This is a genomic window from Nostoc sp. UHCC 0252, from assembly GCF_034931145.1.
Taxonomy (GTDB): Bacteria; Cyanobacteriota; Cyanobacteriia; order Cyanobacteriales; family Nostocaceae; genus Nostoc.
The window spans coordinates 25,068-47,179 of record NZ_JAYGHE010000024.1; the positions used below are offsets into that span (position 1 = coordinate 25,068).

The 22,112-nt window shown below is 40.3% G+C and carries 18 protein-coding genes and 2 pseudogenes; 16 read left to right on the forward strand and 4 right to left on the reverse strand.

From position 1 onward, the window contains the following. The first annotated feature begins 10 nt into the window (after positions 1-10). The 9 genes and pseudogenes from VB732_RS15580 to VB732_RS15620 all read left to right on the forward strand — a co-directional run bounded on the left by VB732_RS15580 (position 11) and on the right by VB732_RS15620 (position 10,284). Complete coding sequence (locus VB732_RS15580) at positions 11-1,558, forward strand: HlyD family efflux transporter periplasmic adaptor subunit (RefSeq protein WP_323231778.1); 1,548 nt, start codon at positions 11-13, stop codon at positions 1,556-1,558. A 49-nt stretch (positions 1,559-1,607) separates the two neighbouring features. After that, positions 1,608-2,393, forward strand: a complete 786-nt coding sequence (locus tag VB732_RS15585) for a peptidylprolyl isomerase (protein ID WP_323231827.1) — start codon at positions 1,608-1,610, stop codon at positions 2,391-2,393. A 412-nt stretch (positions 2,394-2,805) separates the two neighbouring features. Continuing rightward, positions 2,806-3,060 (forward strand): hypothetical protein, encoded by a 255-nt coding sequence (locus tag VB732_RS15590; RefSeq protein ID WP_323231779.1) that lies wholly within the window; start codon positions 2,806-2,808, stop codon positions 3,058-3,060. Positions 3,061-3,714: 654 nt separating this feature from the next. Then, complete coding sequence (locus VB732_RS15595; protein ID WP_323231780.1) at positions 3,715-5,034, forward strand: hypothetical protein; 1,320 nt, start codon at positions 3,715-3,717, stop codon at positions 5,032-5,034. Positions 5,035-5,199: 165 nt separating this feature from the next. Then, positions 5,200-5,409 (forward strand): hypothetical protein, encoded by a 210-nt coding sequence (locus VB732_RS15600; RefSeq protein WP_323231781.1) that lies wholly within the window; start codon positions 5,200-5,202, stop codon positions 5,407-5,409. A gap of 182 nt (positions 5,410-5,591) precedes the next feature. Further along, positions 5,592-5,816, forward strand: a pseudogene (locus VB732_RS15605) (DUF938 domain-containing protein); the annotation flags it as partial. A 565-nt stretch (positions 5,817-6,381) separates the two neighbouring features. Then, the gene (locus VB732_RS15610) at positions 6,382-7,953 is read left to right on the forward strand and encodes a group II intron reverse transcriptase/maturase (protein WP_323231782.1); all 1,572 of its coding nucleotides are present in this window, start codon (positions 6,382-6,384) and stop codon (positions 7,951-7,953) included. A 44-nt stretch (positions 7,954-7,997) separates the two neighbouring features. Beyond that, positions 7,998-8,444: pseudogene (locus tag VB732_RS15615) on the forward strand (DUF938 domain-containing protein); the annotation flags it as partial. 436 nt (positions 8,445-8,880) lie between these two features. Then, a complete protein-coding gene (locus tag VB732_RS15620; RefSeq protein ID WP_323231784.1) occupies positions 8,881-10,284 on the forward strand; it encodes a collagen-like protein in 1,404 nt (467 codons plus the stop codon). Between the two features lie 170 nt (positions 10,285-10,454). On the opposite strand, the gene VB732_RS15625 is transcribed toward VB732_RS15620, so the two are convergent. Then, entirely contained in the window at positions 10,455-11,015 is a 561-nt protein-coding gene (locus VB732_RS15625; protein ID WP_323231785.1) for a nitrate transporter, read from the reverse strand. Here VB732_RS15625 and VB732_RS15630 point away from each other — a divergent pair. Both VB732_RS15630 and VB732_RS15635 read left to right on the forward strand, forming a co-directional pair. Next, a complete protein-coding gene (locus VB732_RS15630; RefSeq protein ID WP_323231786.1) occupies positions 11,002-11,349 on the forward strand; it encodes a hypothetical protein in 348 nt (115 codons plus the stop codon). The genes VB732_RS15625 and VB732_RS15630 overlap by 14 nt on opposite strands. An 806-nt stretch (positions 11,350-12,155) precedes the next feature. Beyond that, on the forward strand, positions 12,156-12,896 hold the full coding sequence (locus VB732_RS15635; protein ID WP_323231787.1) for a hypothetical protein: 741 nt from the start codon (positions 12,156-12,158) through the stop codon (positions 12,894-12,896). 256 nt (positions 12,897-13,152) lie between these two features. On the opposite strand, the gene VB732_RS15640 is transcribed toward VB732_RS15635, so the two are convergent. After that, the gene (locus VB732_RS15640) at positions 13,153-13,731 is read right to left on the reverse strand and encodes a TIGR04376 family protein (protein WP_323231788.1); all 579 of its coding nucleotides are present in this window, start codon (positions 13,729-13,731) and stop codon (positions 13,153-13,155) included. Between the two features lie 149 nt (positions 13,732-13,880). Between VB732_RS15640 and VB732_RS15645 the strand changes: the two genes are divergently transcribed. Then, positions 13,881-15,392 (forward strand): DUF3131 domain-containing protein, encoded by a 1,512-nt coding sequence (locus tag VB732_RS15645; protein WP_323231789.1) that lies wholly within the window; start codon positions 13,881-13,883, stop codon positions 15,390-15,392. Positions 15,393-15,452: 60 nt separating this feature from the next. On the opposite strand, the gene VB732_RS15650 is transcribed toward VB732_RS15645, so the two are convergent. Beyond that, entirely contained in the window at positions 15,453-17,729 is a 2,277-nt protein-coding gene (locus tag VB732_RS15650; protein WP_323231790.1) for an FUSC family protein, read from the reverse strand. Between the two features lie 327 nt (positions 17,730-18,056). Beyond that, positions 18,057-18,236: a high light inducible protein gene (locus VB732_RS15655; RefSeq protein ID WP_323231791.1), complete on the reverse strand. Its 180-nt coding sequence runs from the start codon at positions 18,234-18,236 to the stop codon at positions 18,057-18,059. Positions 18,237-18,457: 221 nt separating this feature from the next. On the opposite strand from VB732_RS15655, the gene VB732_RS15660 reads away from it, so the two are divergent. The 4 genes from VB732_RS15660 (at position 18,458) to VB732_RS15675 (ending at position 22,052) form a co-directional block, all read left to right on the forward strand. Next, positions 18,458-20,140 (forward strand): DUF262 domain-containing HNH endonuclease family protein, encoded by a 1,683-nt coding sequence (locus VB732_RS15660; protein ID WP_323231792.1) that lies wholly within the window; start codon positions 18,458-18,460, stop codon positions 20,138-20,140. A 480-nt stretch (positions 20,141-20,620) separates the two neighbouring features. Continuing rightward, positions 20,621-21,154, forward strand: coding sequence for a hypothetical protein (locus tag VB732_RS15665; protein ID WP_323231793.1), 534 nt, complete (start codon positions 20,621-20,623; stop codon positions 21,152-21,154). 11 nt (positions 21,155-21,165) lie between these two features. After that, complete coding sequence (locus VB732_RS15670; RefSeq protein WP_323231794.1) at positions 21,166-21,579, forward strand: hypothetical protein; 414 nt, start codon at positions 21,166-21,168, stop codon at positions 21,577-21,579. A gap of 11 nt (positions 21,580-21,590) precedes the next feature. Then, the gene (locus VB732_RS15675) at positions 21,591-22,052 is read left to right on the forward strand and encodes an HNH endonuclease (RefSeq protein ID WP_323231795.1); all 462 of its coding nucleotides are present in this window, start codon (positions 21,591-21,593) and stop codon (positions 22,050-22,052) included. Positions 22,053-22,112: the final 60 nt, after the last annotated feature.

Here is a 22,112-nt window from a genome sequence, read left to right on the forward strand (position 1 = left end):
AAATAAAACCATGCCAAATTCCAATAGATCATCCCCACTTCCTCAAAATGAACGGGATGAGTATCAAAGTTACATGCAGCAACAAGAATCTGTCGAGTTTAGCGATCGAACAGAGGCAGAAAGTACAAGTCAAGACTTACACTATGCTACCGAAGGACTGCTCAATGCCTTACCTCAACTTTGGACTCGTAGTTTGTTGTATGTACTCATAGCCTTTACTGGTTTGTTAGTACCTTGGGCAACTCTCGCAAAAGTAGATGAAACTGGTAGCGCCAGAGGGCGGATAGAACCTAAAGATGCAACTCTAAAATTAGATGCTCAAGCTGGTGGGAGTGTCAAAGCAGTTATGGTCAAAGAGGGAGATACAGTTAGAGCCGGACAGGTTTTAGTAGAACTAGAGTCCGATCTCTTGGAAACGGAACTGCAACAGACTCAGAGCAAATTACAAGGGCTACAAAATCGCCAGTCGCAGTTGGAATTACTTCAAAATCAACTTTTGATGTCAACTAGCCTTTTGGAACAACAAAATAAATCCCAAGAATTAGAAAAAATGGCTCAAGTTAATCAGGCCCAGCAAAACCTTGATGCCAAACTCAGTAGTAATAATCTTCAAAAGTTAGAAAAACAAGCATTGGTGCAACAAGCACAGCAGCAGATTTACACTACTCGCAACGATCGGCTAGCGGCTCAAGCTCGTTTGAATATAGATTCTAAGCAAGTTGAACGCTTTAGCAAACTTGTTCACGATGGTGCAGTTTCTGCTACTCAAGTCGATGAACTCAAAAAAGAAGAACAAGAAAGTAAACGACTCTATAACAAGGCTGAATCAGATATTAAACAAGCACAATTGCAGTTAGCAGAAGAGTTAAATCGTTATCAAGTAACTATCAATACGTTGGAGTCTGATATTAAACAAGCAAAACTTCGGCTGCAAGAGGAACAAAGTAGTTATAAAAGTGCGATCCAAGCCGGAAAACTGGCTGTTATGAAAAATCAGGAACAGCTAAAAGACCTCCAGACACAAATTACAGCAACACAATCAGAAATTGCTCAGACTAAAAGCCAGATTACATCTATAAGAGTGCAGATGCAGCAACGAGTGGTGCGATCGCCTATTAATGGAGTGATTTTTGAATTACCCACCACTAAACCCGGAGCAGTAGTACAACTCGGTCAAAGGATTGCCCAAATCGCTCCCCAAAATACAGACTTTGTACTCAAAGCTAATATGCCTAATCAAGATAGTGGTTTCTTGAAGGTAGGAATGCCCGTTAAGGTCAAGTTTGATGCTTATCCTTTCCAAGAGTATGGCATTGTGCAAGGAAAAGTTACCTGGATTTCTCCTGACTCAAAAGTTAGCCAATCACCCCAAGGGAACATCGAAACATATCAGTTAGAAATCGCTTTAAATCATCAGTATGTCCAAAATGGCAACAAACGTATTCCATTAGGTGCCGGTCAGACAGCAAATGCTGAAGTCATCATTCGCCAACGCCGCATCATTGACTTTGTTTTAGATCCATTCAAAAAGCTACAAAAAAATGGCTTAGAGATTTAGTTCGGATGAGGAAATAAGCCATACCCAAGGCTATTAATTATTGGAGAGTATTATGTCTAGTTTAACTATTTCCAATTCAGATATTATTCACAGCCTTAAACTTTCTTGTCAGATCCCTGATGTAGTGGAGGCCATAGTATCTCAAAAGATTATTGCCGAAGCCGCTCAAAAGGCAAGAATTATAGTCACACCGGAAGAACTACAGCAAGAAGGAGATAACTTACGGTTCGCTAACAAGCTTGTCAAAGCTAAAGAAACCTGGACATGGCTAGAAAAACACTATTTGTCTTTAAATGAGTTTGAGGAATTAGCCTATACAAAGATCCTTTCTCGGAAGTTAGCAAATCATTTATTTTACCCTCAAGTCGAAAAGCACTTTTATGAACACCAGCTAGATTATATTGCCGCCGTGACTTACGAAGTTGTCCTCGACGATCGCGACTTGGCTTTAGAACTTTTTTGTGCGCTAGAAGAAGGCGAAATCAATTTTCCCGAAATCGCTCGTTTATATATCCCAGATCCAAAACTACGTCGTGTTTATGGATATCGGGGACTCCAATACCGCAAAGATTTTCGTCCAGAGATTGCAGCAGATGTATTTGCTGCTGCACCGCCAAAGGCTCTCAAACCGATTACGACTCCTTTGGGGGTGCATTTAATTTGGGTGGAAGAAATCATTCAACCCCAACTAGATGAACAGTTATGCCAAAAAATCATCACAGAATCATTTTCTGATTGGTTAAAGCGTCAAATCAACGCTATGAAAATAGTTACTCACATAGATTCAGATGCGAATATGCGATCGATAGATATGTTATTCAACAATCCCAAATAATTGATGAAATTTCAAATATTTTTTAGCTAACTATCTATCTCTGATTTCGGATAGCTTCTTCTAAGCTTCAACTTTTTATAGATATAAAATAAATAGTTCCTTGTTTTATAGCATCTTAAAAAATTATTTTTGAGATTCTATTTTAGCGAAACTAAAAATTTGTTTAATCGCTGTAAAGCTTGCTGGAAAGGAGATTTTTATCTTCTGTCTAGATTTTGTATGCCATTTTTTCTAATTCAAATTAATACTATTTATGCCATTTTTTAGAATAAATATATTAGTTTTATTAATCAAAAATTCCTCTAAAAAGTATTGACTTTTGAGAGGAATAAACTATATTGAATATATAGCCAACCGAAACAAGTTGGTTAGACAAAAAAACCAAAAGCTACAATTTTTAGGAGAAAGTCAAATGATTATTTCTGATCTAAACTACTTGGAAAATACCTCTGAAGAAGTTATTGGTGGTACCTCACGCTACTTTTACGAAAACGTCAGCATTTACAAATCTGCCTCGTCTTACTTTTACGCACTAGGCAACTTAGCTACTTCTATGAGCGATGCTGAAGCATTAGGTAACAACACCCTGGCTGAAACATATAATGCCACAAAGACCACTCCTCATTCTTCTAAGGCTCGCGGTGAATCAGTATCTGGTACTTACTAATAATTAAACTCTACTTACAAAGAGTATTAACTCCTGCAAGTAGAGGTCGGCTCGAAAGCCCAATAGATTCATAAATTGCTGAAGGCTCTTATGCTCATTTGAACCTTCAGCTTTTTTATAAGTTATATCGTTTACTATCAAATAACGATTTCCGCAATAATTGTTTACAATATTGAAGCTGTAATCACATAGCAGCCTTTTCTTGGGCAATCTACAACAATTTGGACTACACCTTGCAGCAACCTCTGTTTCCATTAATGCCTTGGAAGCAAAGGCTTTTGGAAATATGCATTTATATCATGTCCGGTTAAATAATTGTCATTGCGTACCGCCCTTGGCGTTCCCGCAGGGTACGAAGTGTTCGCGGAGCGTCTCGTAGAGATAGCAATCCCAAAAGCCTTGCGATTGCTTCCTTCCACTTCGTTGCACTCGCAATGACATATCACAAGTAATTTGCCGGACATGATATCAAGCCTATAAACCTTTTAGCGTTGGACAATAGAGGGTTTGCATACATTTCGCAAGTATCTGTAGCGGTTCTCACTTGCATAAAATACAGACCTAGCCCCCATGTAAGGGAAGGGGAGTCAGATTCATCACGATCTTATGAAGGCAATCCAAATTTTAGTCAATCAATATTAAAAGGATGATTTCATGACAGGTTTAAATTTAAACAAAGTCAAATTTACCAAAAAATCTGATGTAGTGAATCCAGGGACTGAGATATTCAATACCTCCAATGTAAATACATTGAATGGTAACGATCAAATCATTGGTACTTCCAATGTAACCGGGGATTTTGCTTTGGGAGCCTTTGTGGGGATTGGAAATAAAAACTCTAATGCGATCGCCTCTGCCGACTTGAGTGGTCAGTCTAATATTGCGATCTATGGTATTAAAAATCAAGGAATTATCAATACAGGCAAGGGAGCCGATTTAGTTAATGGAACCGCAACAGCTAAGATCACCGCCACCGCATATACAGTATCTCAGGCTATAGCCATTGCTGAAAAAACAGGTGCGACTGCGATCGCCAACGCTTTTGCCTCGATTAAAATCAAGACTACTGCCGACGGCATTGATAACTCTGGAGGTGTTGCTTACACTGGCAAAGGAGATGACAGTATAAGTAGTGATACTCTGGGTAGTATCAGTGCAGTAGCTGTAGCGATCGCAGATGCTTCAGCCATTGTTGAGGCTATCTGCAAGACCCCTATCTCTCAAGGACTCACAGCTTTTGCAGGAGCAATAGCTACAAGTTTAGCTCAGGCAACCATCACTGCCACGGGCATCAAGAATATTCGAGGGACAATTGCCACTGGCGCAGGTTCAGATACTCTCAAAGCTAGTGCTACATCTAGTGCTGGTACTTTTGCAGGTACTTATAGTTCTACTTTTGCTAGTGCTACCCCCGACAATCAAGCTTTGGCCTTAGCTGTTGTCAATGCTAGTGCTGAGGCTTATGACAGTGCGATCGCTATTGACAACACTAGAGGGTTAATTAGTACTGGCAATGGAAACGATGCTATACATGCTACGGCTTCGGCTTCTGACAAAGCGATCGCCATTGACAACACTAAAGGCTCGATTAATACCGGGCATGGAAACGATACTATTATTGCCAAGGCTACCGGCTTAGAATCTTACGGTATCTTTGGCGGAACTATTGATATGGGTAATGGAAACGATCGAATCAGCGCCTCCAGTTTTGGAGGTGGTGTTAACATAAACATGGAAAAAGGTGACGATTTTGTGCAAGGTTTTGGTAACGCTAAAGTCGATGGTGGTAAAGGTTACGATATACTAGACCTTGGTGCTTACAATAAAGACAGCTTTCAGGTAAGTTTTGGTGCTAACAATAGTGTTATTTTTCAGCTAGATAGCATTACCATGACCACTAATGGGTTTGAGCAATTTAACTTTGCCAATAATGTAAGCTACACCTATAATCAAAACGCATTTCTGCCACAATGAAAAAGTCATCATCAATGACTTGCGTAAAGCTTGTTTTGCTCCTGAATCCTGACTCCTAAATCCTACTATATCTCATGTCCAATTAAACAATTGCCATTGCGAGTCTTCCACTTCGTTGAACTCGCAATGGTATATCACAAGTAATTTGCCGGAGGAAATTTTGACATGGATAATCTAATAAATCCGACCAATTCACCTGTTTTAACCCCACCTGAAGCTACATTGTCTCCTAACAATTCACTATTGATTGAGACACCAGAATCAAGGAAAAAACTGGCAGTCACAATGGTACGGTTAATTATGAAACTAACTAAATCAGATAAAGAAAAACGAAACAATTGCAATAGGATTGTGCAATTATGGCTAGATGAATGAGACAGTATAATTTTTCATTGCTGCCTGAGTATGTTCTTCGTCAGTCCAAACCTTTTGTTATGTTTATGAAACATGAATATTCCATCTGAACGTTGATTAAGATAAACTAAGCAAATTCAGTAGGGCGAAAAGTTCTGCGATGCCTACGGCGGGCTACACCTACGCTAAAAAAAACGATACAAATGACACCACAAGACGCACGACAATATGCACCAGCAACTGAGCGCAACCGAGAACCAATTCTAGAAATACTTTTGCAGGTATTACCGTCAAGTGGCACTATTTTAGAAATAGCAAGTGGTACTGGTGAACACGCAGTCTTTTTTGCGTCTAAGCTAAGTCCTCGGCGGTGGCTACCAACAGATGTAAATTTAGAGTCACGAGCCAGCATTATTGCATGGACTGAACACGTGCGATTCGTTGATTAGCGAATAACGGTAATCAGTCCGTAAATAACTAATCCAGCCCGACAGCAGATTACTGTCACTAAAGGCTGAACTCTCGGTCAGATGTAGGTGAAAGTCCTACCATTCAGACTCAGAATTGACTCCTTATCTGCCCACACCGAACAAGCTCGGTTCTTGTAGAGTGAAGCTGGGAACAGGACGCAATCAGACGACCGTTGCGGGTTGACACTGGCGTTAACAGGGAGTTCCTATGGTGAAACCGGGTCTATAAAAGCAACTTAGTCCAAAGCAGGGCGCAACAGAAAATCCCTGACTTCACTGGAGAATTAATTCCCGCCGCATCTGCGTTTAATAACGGCAAAGAGTCAAGGGAATCCAGTAGTTGAATTGACCACGCCTAACGGAACAATCAATCTCTCCGAGGGAACGAATAAAAACGAGTTGTGGGTCTAGGGGCTTTTCGTTCCCCAAGTAGCCCAGACGAGCGGAGGAATCCCCACAATTCGGGTAGGACGAACCGTAATTGGTTCGAGGTGTTCAGAATACACAAACTCTAGAAGAGAAAATGATTAGACACAGTTACAAAACTAGTGAATCTTGGAAAGCTCTACCGTGGAAGAAATTCCGCCGTAACCTTTTCCGCCTTCAAAAGCGCGTGTACAAAGCAGTTCAAGTTGGAGACAAGCGGAAAGCTAGGTTACTCCAAAAGCTTATTCTAAAATCTACCTCGGCTCGATTTCTTGCAATTAGACTTGTATCTCAGCTAAATGCTGGCAAAAAGACGGCTGGTATTGATGGCAAGAAATGCTTCTCATTTGAAGAACGCTTCAACCTAGAAGAACTACTGAAAATGAATAGCGGAAATTGGAAGCATCAAGGACTACGGGAAATCCCCATCCCCAAGAAGGACGGGACTACCAGAATGCTTAAGATACCAACCATCGCGGATAGAGCTTGGCAATGTCTCGCAAAATACGCACTCGAACCAGCACACGAAGCCACCTTCCACGCCAGGAGTTACGGGTTTAGAACTGGGCGCTCTGCCCATGATGCACAGAAATACATCTTTGACAACCTACGCTCACAAAGTAACGGAATAGATAAAAGAGTTATAGAACTCGATATCGAAAAATGCTTCGACAGGATTAACCACTCATCAATAATGGACGAACTCATCGCCCCCAAAGGCTTAAAACTCGGAATATACCGATGCCTCAAGGCAGGAATCAACCCAGAATTTCCTGAACAAGGAACCCCACAAGGGGGAGTGGTCAGTCCTCTACTAGCTAACATTGCGCTCAACGGGATTGAGAGTATACACAGATACCAGAAACAAGGACACAGAATCACTGATAAAACCTCAAAAGAGGATATCAAAGAACCATCAATCCGATACGCGGATGACATGGTTATTATACTCCGACCCGAAGATGATGCAACAGAGATACTTGAAAGAATCAGCGAGTTTCTCCGCAAACGCGGAATGAATGTAAGCCAAAAGAAAACCAAAGTTACCGCCGCGACAGATGGGTTTGATTTCCTCGGCTGGCACTTTAAAGTCCAGAAAAACGGAAAGTTTAGATGTAATCCCTCAGTGGACAACTTCAAAGCGTTCCGTAAGAAAGTAAAACACATCGTCAACAACTCGAATTATGGCGCTACCACAAAGGCTGAAAAACTAGCCCCAGTAGTTAGAGGCTGGAGAAATTACCATAAGTTCTGCAAGATGGACGGGTCAAGGTTATCACTTTGGTTCATGGATCACAGAGCTTACACGGTATTCAACAAGGAAGCAAAACAGACACGCCACTCTAGCAGAAAACTGATAGATAAAGCGTTTCCAAAAGTTTCCTACTCCGAAAACAAACACATCTCGGTCATTGGAACTAAATCACCCTACGACGGAGATACAGCCTACTGGAGCGAACGTAACAGTAAGCTCTATGACGGCGAAACCTCTAAAGCTCTTAAGAAGCAAAACCATAAATGTGCATCCTGCGGCTTAAAATTCATCGATGAGGAACGGGTTCACCTACATCACATCGACGGGAATCACGCCAACTGGAAGAAAAATAATCTTGAAGCAATTCATGAGAGTTGCCACGATTACAAACACATGAGCAAAAGCGCAAGCTAAGAACATCGGGAGCCGTGTGCAGTGAAAGTTGCAAGCACGGATCTAACCGAGAGGTGCGAGAGATAATACTCTCCATCGACTCAACCAATTTATGTAATAACGTTTATGCACCCCTTGAGCTAGATGTTAGAGAACCAGTTTGGCCAGTAGAGAAAGGGTGGCTTGATCGAGAGCCAATTGTCGCCATTGTCAACATTAATATGATTCACATTTCACCGTGGTCAGCCTGTTTGGGGCTAATGGCAGGGGCAGGTCGGATACTAAAAGCAGGAGGTATCCTTTATTTGTATGGGCCATTCAAACAAGGTGGAGAACATACAGCCGCAAGTAATGCCGCTTTTGACGAATATTTACGCAGCCAAAACCAAGAATGGGGTGTGCGGGACTTAGATGATGTAGTGGCAGCAGCTAGGGCAGAAAATTTAATCTTGAAACAGACTTACCAAATGCCAGCGAATAATCTTTCAGTAGTGTTTCAACGTTCTGCGTAGTAAATATTTAAAAAAGAATTCAGAATTCAGAAGTCAGAATTCAGGAGTAGGGATCTTAAACCCGGTTATTCATCCGCCACTCGCACAGAAAACATTGCTGAATTCTGACTCCTGACCGTTTTTTTAATTAAAAATTAAAAGTTAAAAATTAAAAATTAGTGAAGAAGAATAATCTTTAATTAATTTTGGGTACTGAGCTACCACTAAATATGCAGATTTAGTGGTCTACAATCAGTGGTGGGTTCAAGCCCCAAAAGAATTGCAATTTTTAATTTTACATTTTTAATTTTTAATTGGAGCGAAGCGACTTGACTCCTGAGTTCTATTCGTTAAACCTCTTCCCAACCGAAAACGATACCACTGAACAAAAGGGAGCAAATTGCTGAAAGTCAGCGTCACGAATAGATAATTAAACTAAAGTTTTAGGTATAACTAAATGCATAATGGTTTTAGGAGTAAGCTGCCACTACTGCTGACATTCTGCTTATTTACGAGTTTTTTGCCTGCTTCTGGTTCAGTTTTATGCCCAGCCGTTGCCTCTGACAAATACTATAAAGTAGCCAGAAATGATGGCAGAGATGGACGCACAGGAAGCAATGGGCGATCGGGTAGAGATGGTAGTAGCGGTGAAAACCAAAATGTTTTTGTTAATGCTTCAACCGTTAATCTTGACTTGTCGGGTAAAGATGGTGAAGACGGGGAAGATGGGGAACATGGCGATCGCCCTGATTGTGGTTATCAACGCGAGCGCGTCAGCCATAATATAAATGCACCAAATGGTGGCAATGGCGGTAACGGTGGTAAGGGAGGAGATGGGGGAAATGGTGGTTCCCTCACAGTGTATTACAGCAATTTGGCAGACTTACGAAACATTTCTGTTCGCGCAACTGGCGGGAAAAGTGGACGCGGTGGTAGAGGTGGCAATGGTACGGAAGGTTGTCAGTGTCGCAGACGAAGTTGGGAAGTAAAAACTTGCAAAGGTACTCCCGGTAGCCCTGATTATAAGTGTACTGATAAGACTTATCGATGTAGCGACGGTAGCGATGGGCGAGATGGCAGCGATGGCAGGGATGGTAGCCAAGGACGCTTAGGAACTTTAAGTATTGTCAATAGTAAGGAGGCTTTAGCTGCTGATAATCCAACGGTGCAGTTAGCAATTTCGGAACTGACAAACAAACCAGTAAACCTGTCAAAGAACAAGTGGAATCAACGCATTGGGGCAACTTCTCTACTTGCGCCTGGTTCTGCGATCGCAGATAATTACCTTGAGTTTGAACAGCGTCTAGAAGAAACTTTTCAAATAGTTTGGCAAGAAAGACAACCCATTACCAGCTTTGGCAATCAAGCCGTCACACTCAATTTAACTGATAAAAAACGAGTAGAAGTTACTTTTGCTGAGGAATTATGGGTTGATGGTAGCATCAAAAGCGAGGCTAACTTAACAACATTTACCGTTAACCATGCCATTCCCCAAAAAGATGTTACTCGGTTAGCTGTAGCAGATTTTGCCGAATCAGGACAAAATCTCAACTTAAAAATAGTTGATTTGGCAGCAAAATCTGATGCTATTAATACTCAGTTTCGCGTCAAATTCCGCACAAAGGATAACTTGTACGGTTCTTCAAGCTACAAAACTGAATATGAAGGAGATATTCAGGGCGAACTTGTGACTCGTGACTACAACCGTTTTACTCTAGCTTTAGGCAAACTAAAAATTCCTGATTCAGCCTTACGCCCTGGTGTCAATGTTGATATTGAAGTTGTAGCAACTCGCTCTTTGGGAATACGTTCTACCAAGCAAACTATTAGCTGGCAGGGTGCAATCCGCAAGTCCAGTTGAGTCAGAATTCAGGAATCATATCATGTCCGGCAAATTACTTGTAATATGTCATTGCGAGTGCAACGAAGTGGAATGAAGCAATCGCAAGGCTTTTGGGATTGCTTCTCTTCGTACCCTGCGGGAACGCCAAGGGCGGTACGCAATGACTCCTGAATTCTATTCGATAAAATTTAAGAAGATTTTTTCCCATCTGAAACCATTTGCGAGAGAATATAAGCTGCAAAATCTAGTAACTGATCCAGCAAAAAGCCAATAATACCAATATAGATGATCGTCTGAATTATGTAATCGATATTACCAGCTTTATAAGCTTCCCAAAGGGTAAACCCAAGTCCTTTTGGCCCTGTTAACATTTCTATAGCAATAACTATAAACCAGGCTACCCAAATACTGACTTTCAAGGCATGAAATAAATGAAATATAGCTACTCGAAAGTTATTATTCTGCCTATGAAAATGTCGCATTCCGATTGCCGTATTAATAATCATCGTCCAGAGGGTTCCTAGAAAAACTACTGTAGTAGCAGCCGATTCACTCTCTTGAAATACTATTAATGCAATGGGCAGCAAAGCTATAGGAGGGATGCTATGTGGCATCTGAAATATCAGCCTAAATAACTGATAAACCATGCTATTCATGCCTACTAAATATCCGATAAAACTACCTAATACGGCGGCTGGAATGTAACCCACAAACAACCGTTGCAGGCTAGCTAAAATGTCTAAAAACATATATTATCTCTGCCTCAGTTCTCATAGAAAAGATTTAGAAAATACTGCGGCAACAACACCAAACAACAAAGATAAAACTGTGCCTAATTACACGTTATCTTTTAAAACCACAAGATTTTTATATCTCTCCTCATTAGTGATTAATCAAAAGAACTTAAGTATTATTACGATGTGCTATAGGAATCCGGTTTGGTTTCTGTTCGCGCAGCGTGGCGTAGCCATATTTACTTGCGTGGATTGGGAATTGGGAATTGGGAATTGGGAATTGGGAATTGGGAATTGGGAAGAAAAGAAGGGATATATCCGTACTAAGTCTTGTTCAAAAATCAAATAGGAGTCCTATAGTAGTAATGCAAAGAAGAGGTAGAACTTGACTTTAGTAAACTTTATCAGGAAAATAAATCCTGATTAGTAAATTAAATACAATTTCTAGATTTGACTGGCTTGATGATTGTAGTAATACCAATTACTGGCTAGACTCTGCTTTCCCTCTTGTCTTTTCCTTTATTAGGTTGTTTATTGCCATATTCTCTTGGCCACTTGTCTCGCAGAATTGCCTGCCCCTGGGAAATGTGCTTGCAGACATTCTAGTAGCATATATTTTGCTGTTGAGCAATTTATCCATAAGACAATTCCTGATAAACGTCTTGCGTAGTCTTATCGGTAAATTAGCGATCGCATCGCATGCACCACGGCTCACAATCCTTTTCTCGCTAGCCTTCATTGCAATTTCTGGCGTATCGTCGAATGCTACTAGCTTTTGATCCTTAACAGAAGCGTATACTTCTATATTCTCAACTATATTGGCCCTGCGATCGCATTCTCGATGAATATGACTGCGTAGATCAGGACGAAAAGCTCTCAATTTTAATGTCTTGTAATTAGATTCTCTTTTTACGCATTAGGTAACAGCTTAATAACATCTATCTTTGGGCTGCTCTTTCTTAAGATTAAGTATTAACTCCCTAGAGATAGAGACACTTGTGCGATCGCAGAGGTTATTCTGATAATTACCAACAGTTGGGTAACAAATAAAACTCAATATTTATCAGCAACATACATTTTTCAATTCATTAAAACCTCTTGTTCTTACAAAGCTTTAGTTTCTCAATATAGTATTAAGGAGTGAAATCAATAGCTATGTCTATTCCCAATGAACACGAAAGCAAAAACAGTGAAGTCAAGCAAGAATCTTACACTGATACTAACGGTAATACTCACACCCATCTAACACGAACCACTGAAACACTTAATAACAAGACAGCTAATCCGAATTCTTACCAAAACGGTTATGTAGAAGGTCGAAATACTGAGCGTAGATACCAGCAAGCTGATTTAGCCGAGCGTGATAATGAGAATGCTAGTGGTGGTTTGCTATTGGGTATTATCGTGACTTCTCTACTTGCTTTGGTTGTAGGTGGAGTTTGGTACTTCAACCAGAGCAATGAGGCAACAGTTGATAATACTGCGCCAGTCTTGGTTCCTGTACCAACCCCTAGTGCATCTGCATCTCCTCAACCACCAACGACGATCATCGAAAGAACTAGAGAAGTAGCAGTACCCGTACCTGTTCCACAACAGCAGGTTGTACCGCCTGCACCTCGCCAACCAGATATTAATATTACTGTTCCACCCCAGCAGCCTGCGGCAGAAAAAGCGCCTTCTGCAATCCAGCCAACGCCTAAAGCGACACAAAGCCCAGCGAGTAATACTCCTACTTCGCCAAACGAAGGCGGTACTTCTACTAATACTGTCACGCCAAGCACGACAAATGATACCCCTATAACTACTCCACCTCAAGGAGTAGACCAGTCAAACGGTACATCTAATAATGGTTCTTCTACTACAGGTGATACTACTACAGGCGGTTCTGGTCAATAACGGTTTGTGAATTCCGATCCCACTTGATAATGTTTGCATAAATGCCAACCTATAATTAAGTGGGGTAATTTTTAAGAACGATTTTTGAATTGTTGCAATAAATACAGCAGTTTTTATGTATTTGAAGCACATTTGACATGAGGGCACAGCAATGCTGTGCCCCTACTGCGTGGTCTATTTACCTGAAAATAGCGAGTTTATCGAGCAAAATGCCTGCCTGGAAAGGGCTAGTGCGTAAATAAATATATCTTTGCGATTATTTTTTCCCAAGATTCCGCTTCATTTGTTCCAATTCATCTTGGGTTTCCCAGCTACGGAACTTTTCTTCTAAATCATCAAACCCACTAGAATAACTACTAGTTTTATTTGACCAACCACTGGTTTCAAAACGCTGCTGAGTTTGCGCCTTGTCACGGACTGCTTGGGCGGCTGCTGCTTTAGCTTGCACTTCCTGTCGGCGTTGCTGAATTTTTTGTAGAAGTTCTTGAGATTGGTTAATGCGTTCTTTCAGCCCTTGCATGTGTCCCCACTTCTGATTTCCCTCGCGTAACAGGGCTGCTTCTCGCTCACCCGCAGCGCTCGCTAAATCTTCTCTATTAGCGTTTTTGGCTTTTTGAACACGGATATGCCAACGCTGAATTTCTTGAGCCGTGGAGAGAATTTCTTCTTGCGATCGCTTCTCTTGTAATTTTAAATCTGCGATCAGCTTTAATGTGTCTTCTTCTTGCTCACGCAGCTGTTCTAGCAGCGCCTCTAACTCCAAATGCGGATTGTTACGCAAGAATTCTTCTAAACGGTTTTCTAAAAACCGACTCAAATCATCAAATAATCCCACTGCTAGAACTCCAGAGATCGGGTGCGTGACTATTTTATTGTAGTAGTCTGGTGGACTTTCGGGTGTTAGTTAGATTTCAAAGTTGGGAAGAATGTATTTGGTGAAACTACGCAAATAACCCTGACTTACAAAATAAGGCTTTAACCACTATGAGTTCTGATTTTCAACCGCCACCAAAGAACTTGTCCATAATAGCTTCTGTAGGAGGAGTAGTTACGGCTGTAATTGCGATCGCAATTTTTAATGTTTGGTCTAAACAACTTTCCCAAGCTTCTATAGAAAAACCTGAAATCTCAACATCCGAAACTGCTTCACGTAAATTACCAGAAAAACCCCAAAACCCGCTCTCTGCTGATAAAGCAGCCGAAATAGTTGCTAGCCTTGATGCTAAATCTGTAGTTTTGCCAGGTCAATCCATTCCTAAGAATCAACTCACAGTAGCCATAATTCCATACATTGCTCCGGGAGTGGGAAAACTGAGTTCAGAGGAAATGAAAACTGCGCGTATTGCTTGGTCATACTTCCAGCGCAATTGGAATGATGAAACTGGCTTGGTCAATTCCGTTGATGGCTTTGCTTCTGTCAGTATGTGGGATCAGACAGCAGCGATCGCAGCCTTAGTTAGTGCTAAAGAACTCAATATCGTGCCTGCGGCTGAATTTGAGGCCAAAATGAGCAAAATGTTGAAAACACTGGCATCAATGCCTTTATATAAAGGTGAATTACCCAACAAGGTTTACAATGCCAAAACCCTCCTACCCGTCAATTATGGTCAACTTGAAAAACGCGAAGAAATTGGTTGGTCAGCCATCGATTTAGGCAGGATGGCAATCTGGTTGAAGATTGTCGGGGCAAAGTATCCAGAAATGCAACTAGAAACAGAAGCAGTTTGGAAACATTGGCAAGTCAAGCGTCTGACCAAAAATGGGAAAATGTACGGTACTTCCGTTATTAAAGGTAAAGAACAATACAACCAAGAAGGGCGTTTGGGCTATGAGAATTATGCTGCTTATGGTTTAAAGCTTTGGGGTTTGAATGTTGCACAAGCATTGGATTATCAATTTAATGCTGCCTTTGTTGATCTTTATGGACAGGGAATTCCTTACGATCGCCGCGACTTTAAAAACTCTGGAGCTAATAACTATGTTCTCAGCGAACCCTACATATTAGATGGCATCGAAACCGGATTTCAAGCTTTGCCAAAAGCTTATGCCGATCGGATTTTAGCCGCTCAAGTAGCACGTTATGAAGCTACACAACAATTAACTGCTGTCACCGAAGACAATTTAGATCGTCCGCCATACTTTGTTTACAGCAGCTTGTTTGTGAACGGAGAACCTTGGGCAACCATCACAGATACCCAACAAAAACACAACGATTTACGGTTTCTCAGTGCCAAAGCTGCGATCGGTTGGCACGTACTTTACAAGACTACTTACACTACCAAGTTATTTGATTTTGTCCAAGCTAACCTTAACTCTAAAGATGGTTGGTACAACGGCTTTTATGAGTCTCTGCGCCAGCCGAATAAAACTCTCACTGCCAACAATAATGGCGTGATTTTAGAAAGCTTGCTATATAAACAAGTCGGACAACCACTTACCGTTTGGGCAGGAGTTAAAAGTCAGAAGTTAACCCCGAGGTCTATTAGAAAACCGTAAGTTACATCTAAGATTGGATTAAAAATAGGAACTTTTTAGCCTGCGAAGAAAGTTCTTCCTTTATTCTTGTAGACGAGCAATTACACAGTGCATAACTTTAATTTCATTAACAATTCGTTCCAGTTCTGTGAATAAGGGAGTTTGTTCTCGAACGGCTTGTAATGTGGAAGTTAAAGTACGGGAATTTGTGGCAATCTCTGATAACCGAGCGGTATGTAACTGTTCAATTTGGTTGTGAATTACTTCGAGATAGCTATCTAACGCTGGTAATGCTTGGGGTGGTTGTCCTTGCCCAAGGGCATTTGCTAAGTTTTCCAAAACTTGGATAATGCTATCGGTAAGTAGGTTGAGTTCAGGAAATTGGTACTCGCCGCTAAATTCTCGCTGATGTTCTGCTAGAGTTGTCACCGAACTGAAAAAGCTACGAATGTATGTTATCAGCGTCATAATAGGTTCGATTTCTCCCTGAATGTGACGTGGTTCACTAAACAATCGTTGAGCAGCAGCGTTAGCGTTGGCGTTTTCTAATGCCGCCTGATGGCGTAGCATATTTATAGATTCATCCTGTTGTGGATGCAGATAATTAGCAATAACTTGTTGAAAGTAGGCAAGATTGGCTCTAATTGTCTTTTCCAGTTGTGCGGGAAGTTTTTGTCGTTCCCAACTGGGAAAAAGCAAATAGCTGCCAAGCAGTGCTAAGACACCCCCAAGGAAGCTATCAACGATCCGCAATACTCCAACTTCCCAGCCACCTGCATTAATCAGGTTGAGTAATAAGATGATGGCAGGAGTCAGCAGGATAATGAAGATGCTGTAACTTAGCGATCGCACCGACATCGCAACAAACACCAACAATAAAAAACAAACTGCGATCGCTAATGGATTCTTAAGCAGTAAAACCAAAGCGATACCAACAATTCCACCCAAAATAGTCCCAACAACTCTTTGTACCGTCATCTCAGACGTTCCCCCAAAGTTTGGCTTGAGTGCAACTAGAGCCGTTAGCGTTATCCAGTAACCTCTAGGTATTGGCAATACTGAGGCAAGGAATTGAGCAAAGGTTACGATCAGTGCGAGGCGCAACGCATGACGAAAAAGCACTGACTCAAAGGTGAAGTTCTGTCGTAGTGTATCAACAATTGTAGTAGGCTCTGGCTGGGCTAGGGGAGAAATATCTCGCTGGGTAGTGCTGCGCTGTTTTCCCTGGATTAAATCTGTTACAACATCAGCATCATCATGAATTTGCTGTGCCAGCTTTGTCAGACTGGCTGTAATCTTCCTAATGTTGACTACATCGGGATATTCATCTATCTGAAGATTTATTGTTTGATTGAAAACTTGAGCGCGGAGAACTTGCCATTGATGTTCTAGTGCCTCAACTGTCCGATCTAGATCCCCTAAGTGAACTGAGTTTTTTCCTTTAGCGATCGCTTCTGACAACATTTGTAGAGCAATTGCCAACTGTTCTATCACTTGCTGAATTTCTGCTTGTAATCGATAAAATAGTTGATGTTCGGATGCGATCGCTAACAGTTCGCTTAGTGCAACAACAGAATTGACAATTTGATTGACATCCTCAATTAACACAAGTAACTGATTTCCTCGCAGGCTAGCTCCTCTTTGCCTAGTCCAAATAGTTGTCCAGACACTACGGGCAGATGTCAAATCCTGAATGACGGTATCTTGAGCTTGTAAAAATCGCTGTGTCAACTCCTGACGCTCATCTGGGTTTAATCCTCTCTGGCTTGCCAAGTTCACAAATTGGCTCAACGAGAGATAACAGTTAGCAACTATCTGCATTGCCGGGACATCAGGACGCACTACCCACAAACCTAATAACAACGCACTTGTCCACGCGCCACCAGCCAGACATAGGGCACAGTGCAGGATAAGAGTAGACCAATTAGAAAATGAAGCAAATTTAGCAAGGGAGATGACAAACATGATCGATGTAATCAAGCTGACAGATGCAGCCACATTGCCGTAGAGACTTGCTAAACCTGCGATAAATATTACTAAAAAAGTTGTCGGGATGGCTAACCAGATATTGTTACTAACCAAACTGGCGATCAGGAACATTAAAGTTACCCCAATCGTAGCTGCGATCATAGCAGTCGCTCTCTGGCGATAGGCTCCGTCAACATTTACCATCCCAACAAACCAAGCTGCCATTGTAGCGATCGCACTATCAGCCGCATGATTAGTAATGATGCCAATCCCAATGGGTACACCCAGGATAACAAGGCTACGCAATCCTGAAAAAATGGCGGGCTTACCTGGCTTGAGTTGAAACTGCTGCAACAACCAACTGAGAGGACGTTTATCTGTAGATTGCATTGTTTGGCTGGCGACTATAAACAAAGCACATCGCCTCTTACAGCATTTTAAACAAAATCAGATCCATAGCATTTTGATTCGTGCTATTTCCTGTCATTGCGAAGCGTTGCGAAGCAATCCCAGAGACTTTGCGATTGCTTCGCTTCGCTCGCAATGACGGAATCAAACATATTTTGCATAAATTTTGTCCCCCTAAAAAAGCACAGAGTCAACATCCTAGTTGAATGGTGTATTAATACAGACAAACAAGGGGTAAAATCCCCTTGTTTGAAACTTAGGAAGGCAGGTTTTGTCTATATAGACGTGCTTTCTAACCGCCTATTTTGCTTAGAGGATGCCCCAGAAATGGAGTAAACCTTGACCAGAAAAAGCTTCAATTAAAATCGCAGATAGAAAACCAATCATTGCAAGACGACCGTTCCAGTTTTCACTCTGAGGAGTGAAGCCAAAACGTACAGCATTAGAATCTTCTGAAACAATAGGCGCAGGATTCTTAAAACCTGTCATAAGTAAAACTCCAAAGTTCAAGTTTTGTAGCAGTTGTAACCGTCTGTAAAGTAATGTAACAGATGTTTAAAAAAATGCAACATTGAGTGAATAAAGAAAAGCTGAAGAAAATTGGATGTAACTTGAGTTAATTCAATCTGGCGATCGCAGTAATGGTGAGTTAAACTGCGTTTGATCGGGGAAAATTGCATCAGATTATACTTAAGTAGTACTTGAAATTTATGTCAGTAGCCATTCACGCCACAGAGAAAGCACTATTAAAGGTTTTTAGTAATGACTTCGCATTTTCCATACCGGCTTATCAGCGTCCTTATGCATGGACAAAAGACCAAGCGAGTGAGTTGTTAACTGATTTATTATCTTTTTTAGGAGATGGTTCAGAAGCTGTAGCTGATACCAACCCTTATTTTTTAGGAAGTATAGTTTTAATTAAAAGTGAAAATGCTCCTAAAGCAGACGTTGTAGATGGTCAGCAACGTCTGACGACTCTCACAATTCTTCTATCTGTTTTACGAAATTTATTCACTGAAAAGAATGCATCAAGACTTACAAAATATATTTATCAAGAAGGCGATGAGTTTGAAGGAACATCCGATTGTTATCGCCTCAAATTAAGAGAGAGAGATGAAGAGTTCTTTCGTGATTATGTACAATGCGAAAATGGGTTAGATAAACTTCTAAAACTTGATAGTTTCCAGTTAACCGATAGTCAAAAAAATATTAAAGCCAATGCAAGTTATTTCTTTGATAAATTAGGTGAACTTTCTGAGCAACAGCGAAGTCGTTTGAGTCACTATTTAATGACGTGCTGTTTCTTAGTAGTTGTTTCTACGCCCGATCTTGACTCAGCTTATCGGATATTTTCTATTCTAAATGCGCGTGGTTTAGACCTCTCACTCAGTGATTTTCTTAAATCAGAGGTTATTGGAAAAATTGCTCAATCTCAACAGGATAAATACACAAAAATCTGGGAAACAGAAGAAGAGGATTTAGGCCGAGATAAATTTCAAGAATTATTCGCCCATATCCGCATGATTAATTGTAAGGCTAAACCGCGTAAGACTGCTCTCAAGGAATTTCGTGAAGATATATTACCTGAGATAGATCCACAAAAATTTATTGACGAAATATTAAAGCCTTATTCTGATGCTTTAGAAATTATCAATACGGCAAATTACCAAAGTGATAAAGATGCAGAAAAAATTAATTCTTTGTTTAAGTGGCTAAATCAAATAGACAACTTTGATTGGGTTCCGCCAGCAATTCTATATTTTTCCAAAAATAGACAGACTCCTAGTAAATTAAAACAGTTCTTTACCGATCTTGAGCGATTAGCAGCAGGTTTATTGATTTTACGGGCTGATATTAACGACAGGATCGGACGGTATGCAAAAGTTCTTACCGCTATTGAAGAAAATGTCGATTTATATGCATTTGATTCACCCTTACAGCTAACTCCTCAAGAAATAAATCGAATTATTAAAACCCTTGATGGAGATGTATATCTTATTAAGCGAATTAGGCAATATGTTCTTTTGCGCCTTGACTCTACACTTTCTCAAGGGGAAGCGAGTTACGACTATTCAGTTATTACAGTTGAACACGTACTTCCTCAGAACCCAAGCGTAGGCAGTAAGTGGCTTCAGTGGTTTCCAGATGATGAAGAACGTCTTCAGTATGTGCATAGAATAGGTAATTTGGCGTTACTCTCTCGAAACAAAAATGCTGAAGCGCAAAACTACGATTTTGATAAAAAGAAAGAAAAGTATTTTGTTAGCAAAAAAGGTATTTGTCCTTTTGTACTGACAACCCAAGTTTTACAGCAATCTGAATGGACTCCAGCAGTTATTGAGCAGCGACAAAAGGATTGTTTGGAAAGCCTGAGAAAAATGTGGCGGCTGTAAGTGCGATCGCTAATGTTATAAGTTAGGTTGAGGCTACCAAATGCAATATATGTCTTCGATACGGTGCGAAAATGCGTTTTAAAACCTATACCAAAAGAGCGATCGCCTATGCAAATCAGCATATCATCAACGGCGGCTTCATCGGTTGACATCCTCACCGACCTAAAGGCGCTCTTAAGAAGGAGTAATGAGTAATAAGTAACAAGTAATGAGTAAATACCCATTTTTCATCCACTCATTACTCATTACTTTAAATAAACCACTGGGTTGTTGTTCTAGGGTTTGAGTCATAATATTTACCTGACGCTTCTGTTTGCTGCCTCTAGCGTAGGCGGGTTTTTCTGGGAGATATTCTCAGTAGTAGGTTCACTTGTAAATAATGATTTTCGGTAAAATTGCCAGTCTAGTTACTGTATGCGTGTTTTATACTAAAAGAACGTAACCTAAATTACATTAAACCCACCCTATAAACTTAGAACAGTGAATAAGTCACAGGCTATTAAGCTACTTGCAGGTGAAGGATGGACAATAAAAGATGCTGAACGTGCATTAGAGAAAATTGACTTTAAGACTAATCCTGACGAAATTACTATTCGTAGAGCTATTTCACATTTTGCTGGTTCTGAATTAATCAATCGTCAGCGTCTTCAAGCTGCTCAGAAAGGTTTGGTAACGAAGAAAACAAATGAGCTTGAGCGCAGAGAAAAGGAATATGCTGCGAAAATTGATCAACTGATAAATTATCAAAGACAGGAAAGGGATAAACGCGAAGCTGAAATTCAAAACTCATACGACAAAAATAATCTTGTAGAAGATAGGCTCAAAGCTATAACTTCTAAAAATAAGGATTTGATTGTTGTAAATGAGCAACTCATGAAAGATAATAAAGCCTTAAAAAATTTAATTGACGAAATCAGACTAAAACTAGCTATAAATACTAAGAAAATTCTTCAGTATGAAGACAGCGAAATTCGGAAAGCGGTAATTCATTTATTTAAATCTACCTTGGGATAAAAAGTGACTCTATGACAGAGCTTAAAACTAAAAAAACAATTTTCAATGGGATGAGTTACCGCGACACGCAGCGTATTAACTCAAAGAATAGAAACAAGCTGAAGCAAGAAGATATACACTGGCTAAAAACAGAAGGTTACAAGAATGTTGGATGGAATAACCTCATCAGTCTTTATCATAAAATAAAGGATTTATTAGATAAATATCAATACGAGGAATTGACACTAGAAGAATTATTTTTAGAAGCAGAACGAATTGGAAATAAATATTTAACTTCTCAAGAAATACAAGAAACTAATCACAAATTAGCTAAAGAAGTAAATGAAATCGCAGAAGAAATAGATAAACAGTACCCTGATACAGAAATAGAATTTATTGATTTTAGTAATAAAACAAAAAAGTCATATAGAAGTATCAAATATTAGAGGAAGATCCTGTGAGCATTGAAGGGAAAGAACTGAATGAATTATTTAATATTGCGGATAAAATTGGTAGTAAACGCTATCATAAACTAACTCATCAAGATTTTGAAAATTACAGAAAATTCGATTACTGGCGATATGTTAATGGTGATTATGAGTGTGGTACAACACAAGAAAGCAAAAATTGGGTGAGAGATAATTCAGACTGGTACTGCCCAATTTGTGGGGACAAGTATTCTGAAAAGGGTGGTAAAACAATAGATCATAAGCTTCCTAGATCGCAGTATCCCTGGTTATCAATGGAATTCAATAATTTTTGGGTTATTTGTCAGGCGTGTAACCAAGAAAAGGGTGAAATGCATTGGTATGAGTATGAGCATTATATATTTGTTCGCTATCCTGATTTTTATCTTGGTGTAAAAGTTGCACGTCCTAGCCACTTGCTTCAGTCTCTTAAAAAAGATAGTCGCCACTAAAAAATAGAAACAGATAAACACTAATCATTTACCTGTTTTTATCTGTGATATCATGTTCGA

Coding starts and splice junctions, on each gene's coding strand:
- VB732_RS15645 (WP_323231789.1), top strand. CDS start 13,881: ATGAGTTCTGATTTTCAACCGCCACCAAAGAACTTGTCCATAATAGCT.
- VB732_RS15625 (WP_323231785.1), bottom strand. CDS start 11,015: ATGTTTTTAGACATTTTAGCTAGCCTGCAACGGTTGTTTGTGGGTTAC.
- VB732_RS15655 (WP_323231791.1), bottom strand. CDS start 18,236: ATGACAGGTTTTAAGAATCCTGCGCCTATTGTTTCAGAAGATTCTAAT.
- VB732_RS15620 (WP_323231784.1), top strand. CDS start 8,881: ATGCATAATGGTTTTAGGAGTAAGCTGCCACTACTGCTGACATTCTGC.
- VB732_RS15660 (WP_323231792.1), top strand. CDS start 18,458: ATGTCAGTAGCCATTCACGCCACAGAGAAAGCACTATTAAAGGTTTTT.
- VB732_RS15610 (WP_323231782.1), top strand. CDS start 6,382: ATGATTAGACACAGTTACAAAACTAGTGAATCTTGGAAAGCTCTACCG.
- VB732_RS15595 (WP_323231780.1), top strand. CDS start 3,715: ATGACAGGTTTAAATTTAAACAAAGTCAAATTTACCAAAAAATCTGAT.
- VB732_RS15650 (WP_323231790.1), bottom strand. CDS start 17,729: ATGCAATCTACAGATAAACGTCCTCTCAGTTGGTTGTTGCAGCAGTTT.
- VB732_RS15635 (WP_323231787.1), top strand. CDS start 12,156: ATGTCTATTCCCAATGAACACGAAAGCAAAAACAGTGAAGTCAAGCAA.
- VB732_RS15590 (WP_323231779.1), top strand. CDS start 2,806: ATGATTATTTCTGATCTAAACTACTTGGAAAATACCTCTGAAGAAGTT.
- VB732_RS15600 (WP_323231781.1), top strand. CDS start 5,200: ATGGATAATCTAATAAATCCGACCAATTCACCTGTTTTAACCCCACCT.
- VB732_RS15580 (WP_323231778.1), top strand. CDS start 11: ATGCCAAATTCCAATAGATCATCCCCACTTCCTCAAAATGAACGGGAT.
- VB732_RS15630 (WP_323231786.1), top strand. CDS start 11,002: ATGTCTAAAAACATATATTATCTCTGCCTCAGTTCTCATAGAAAAGAT.
- VB732_RS15670 (WP_323231794.1), top strand. CDS start 21,166: ATGACAGAGCTTAAAACTAAAAAAACAATTTTCAATGGGATGAGTTAC.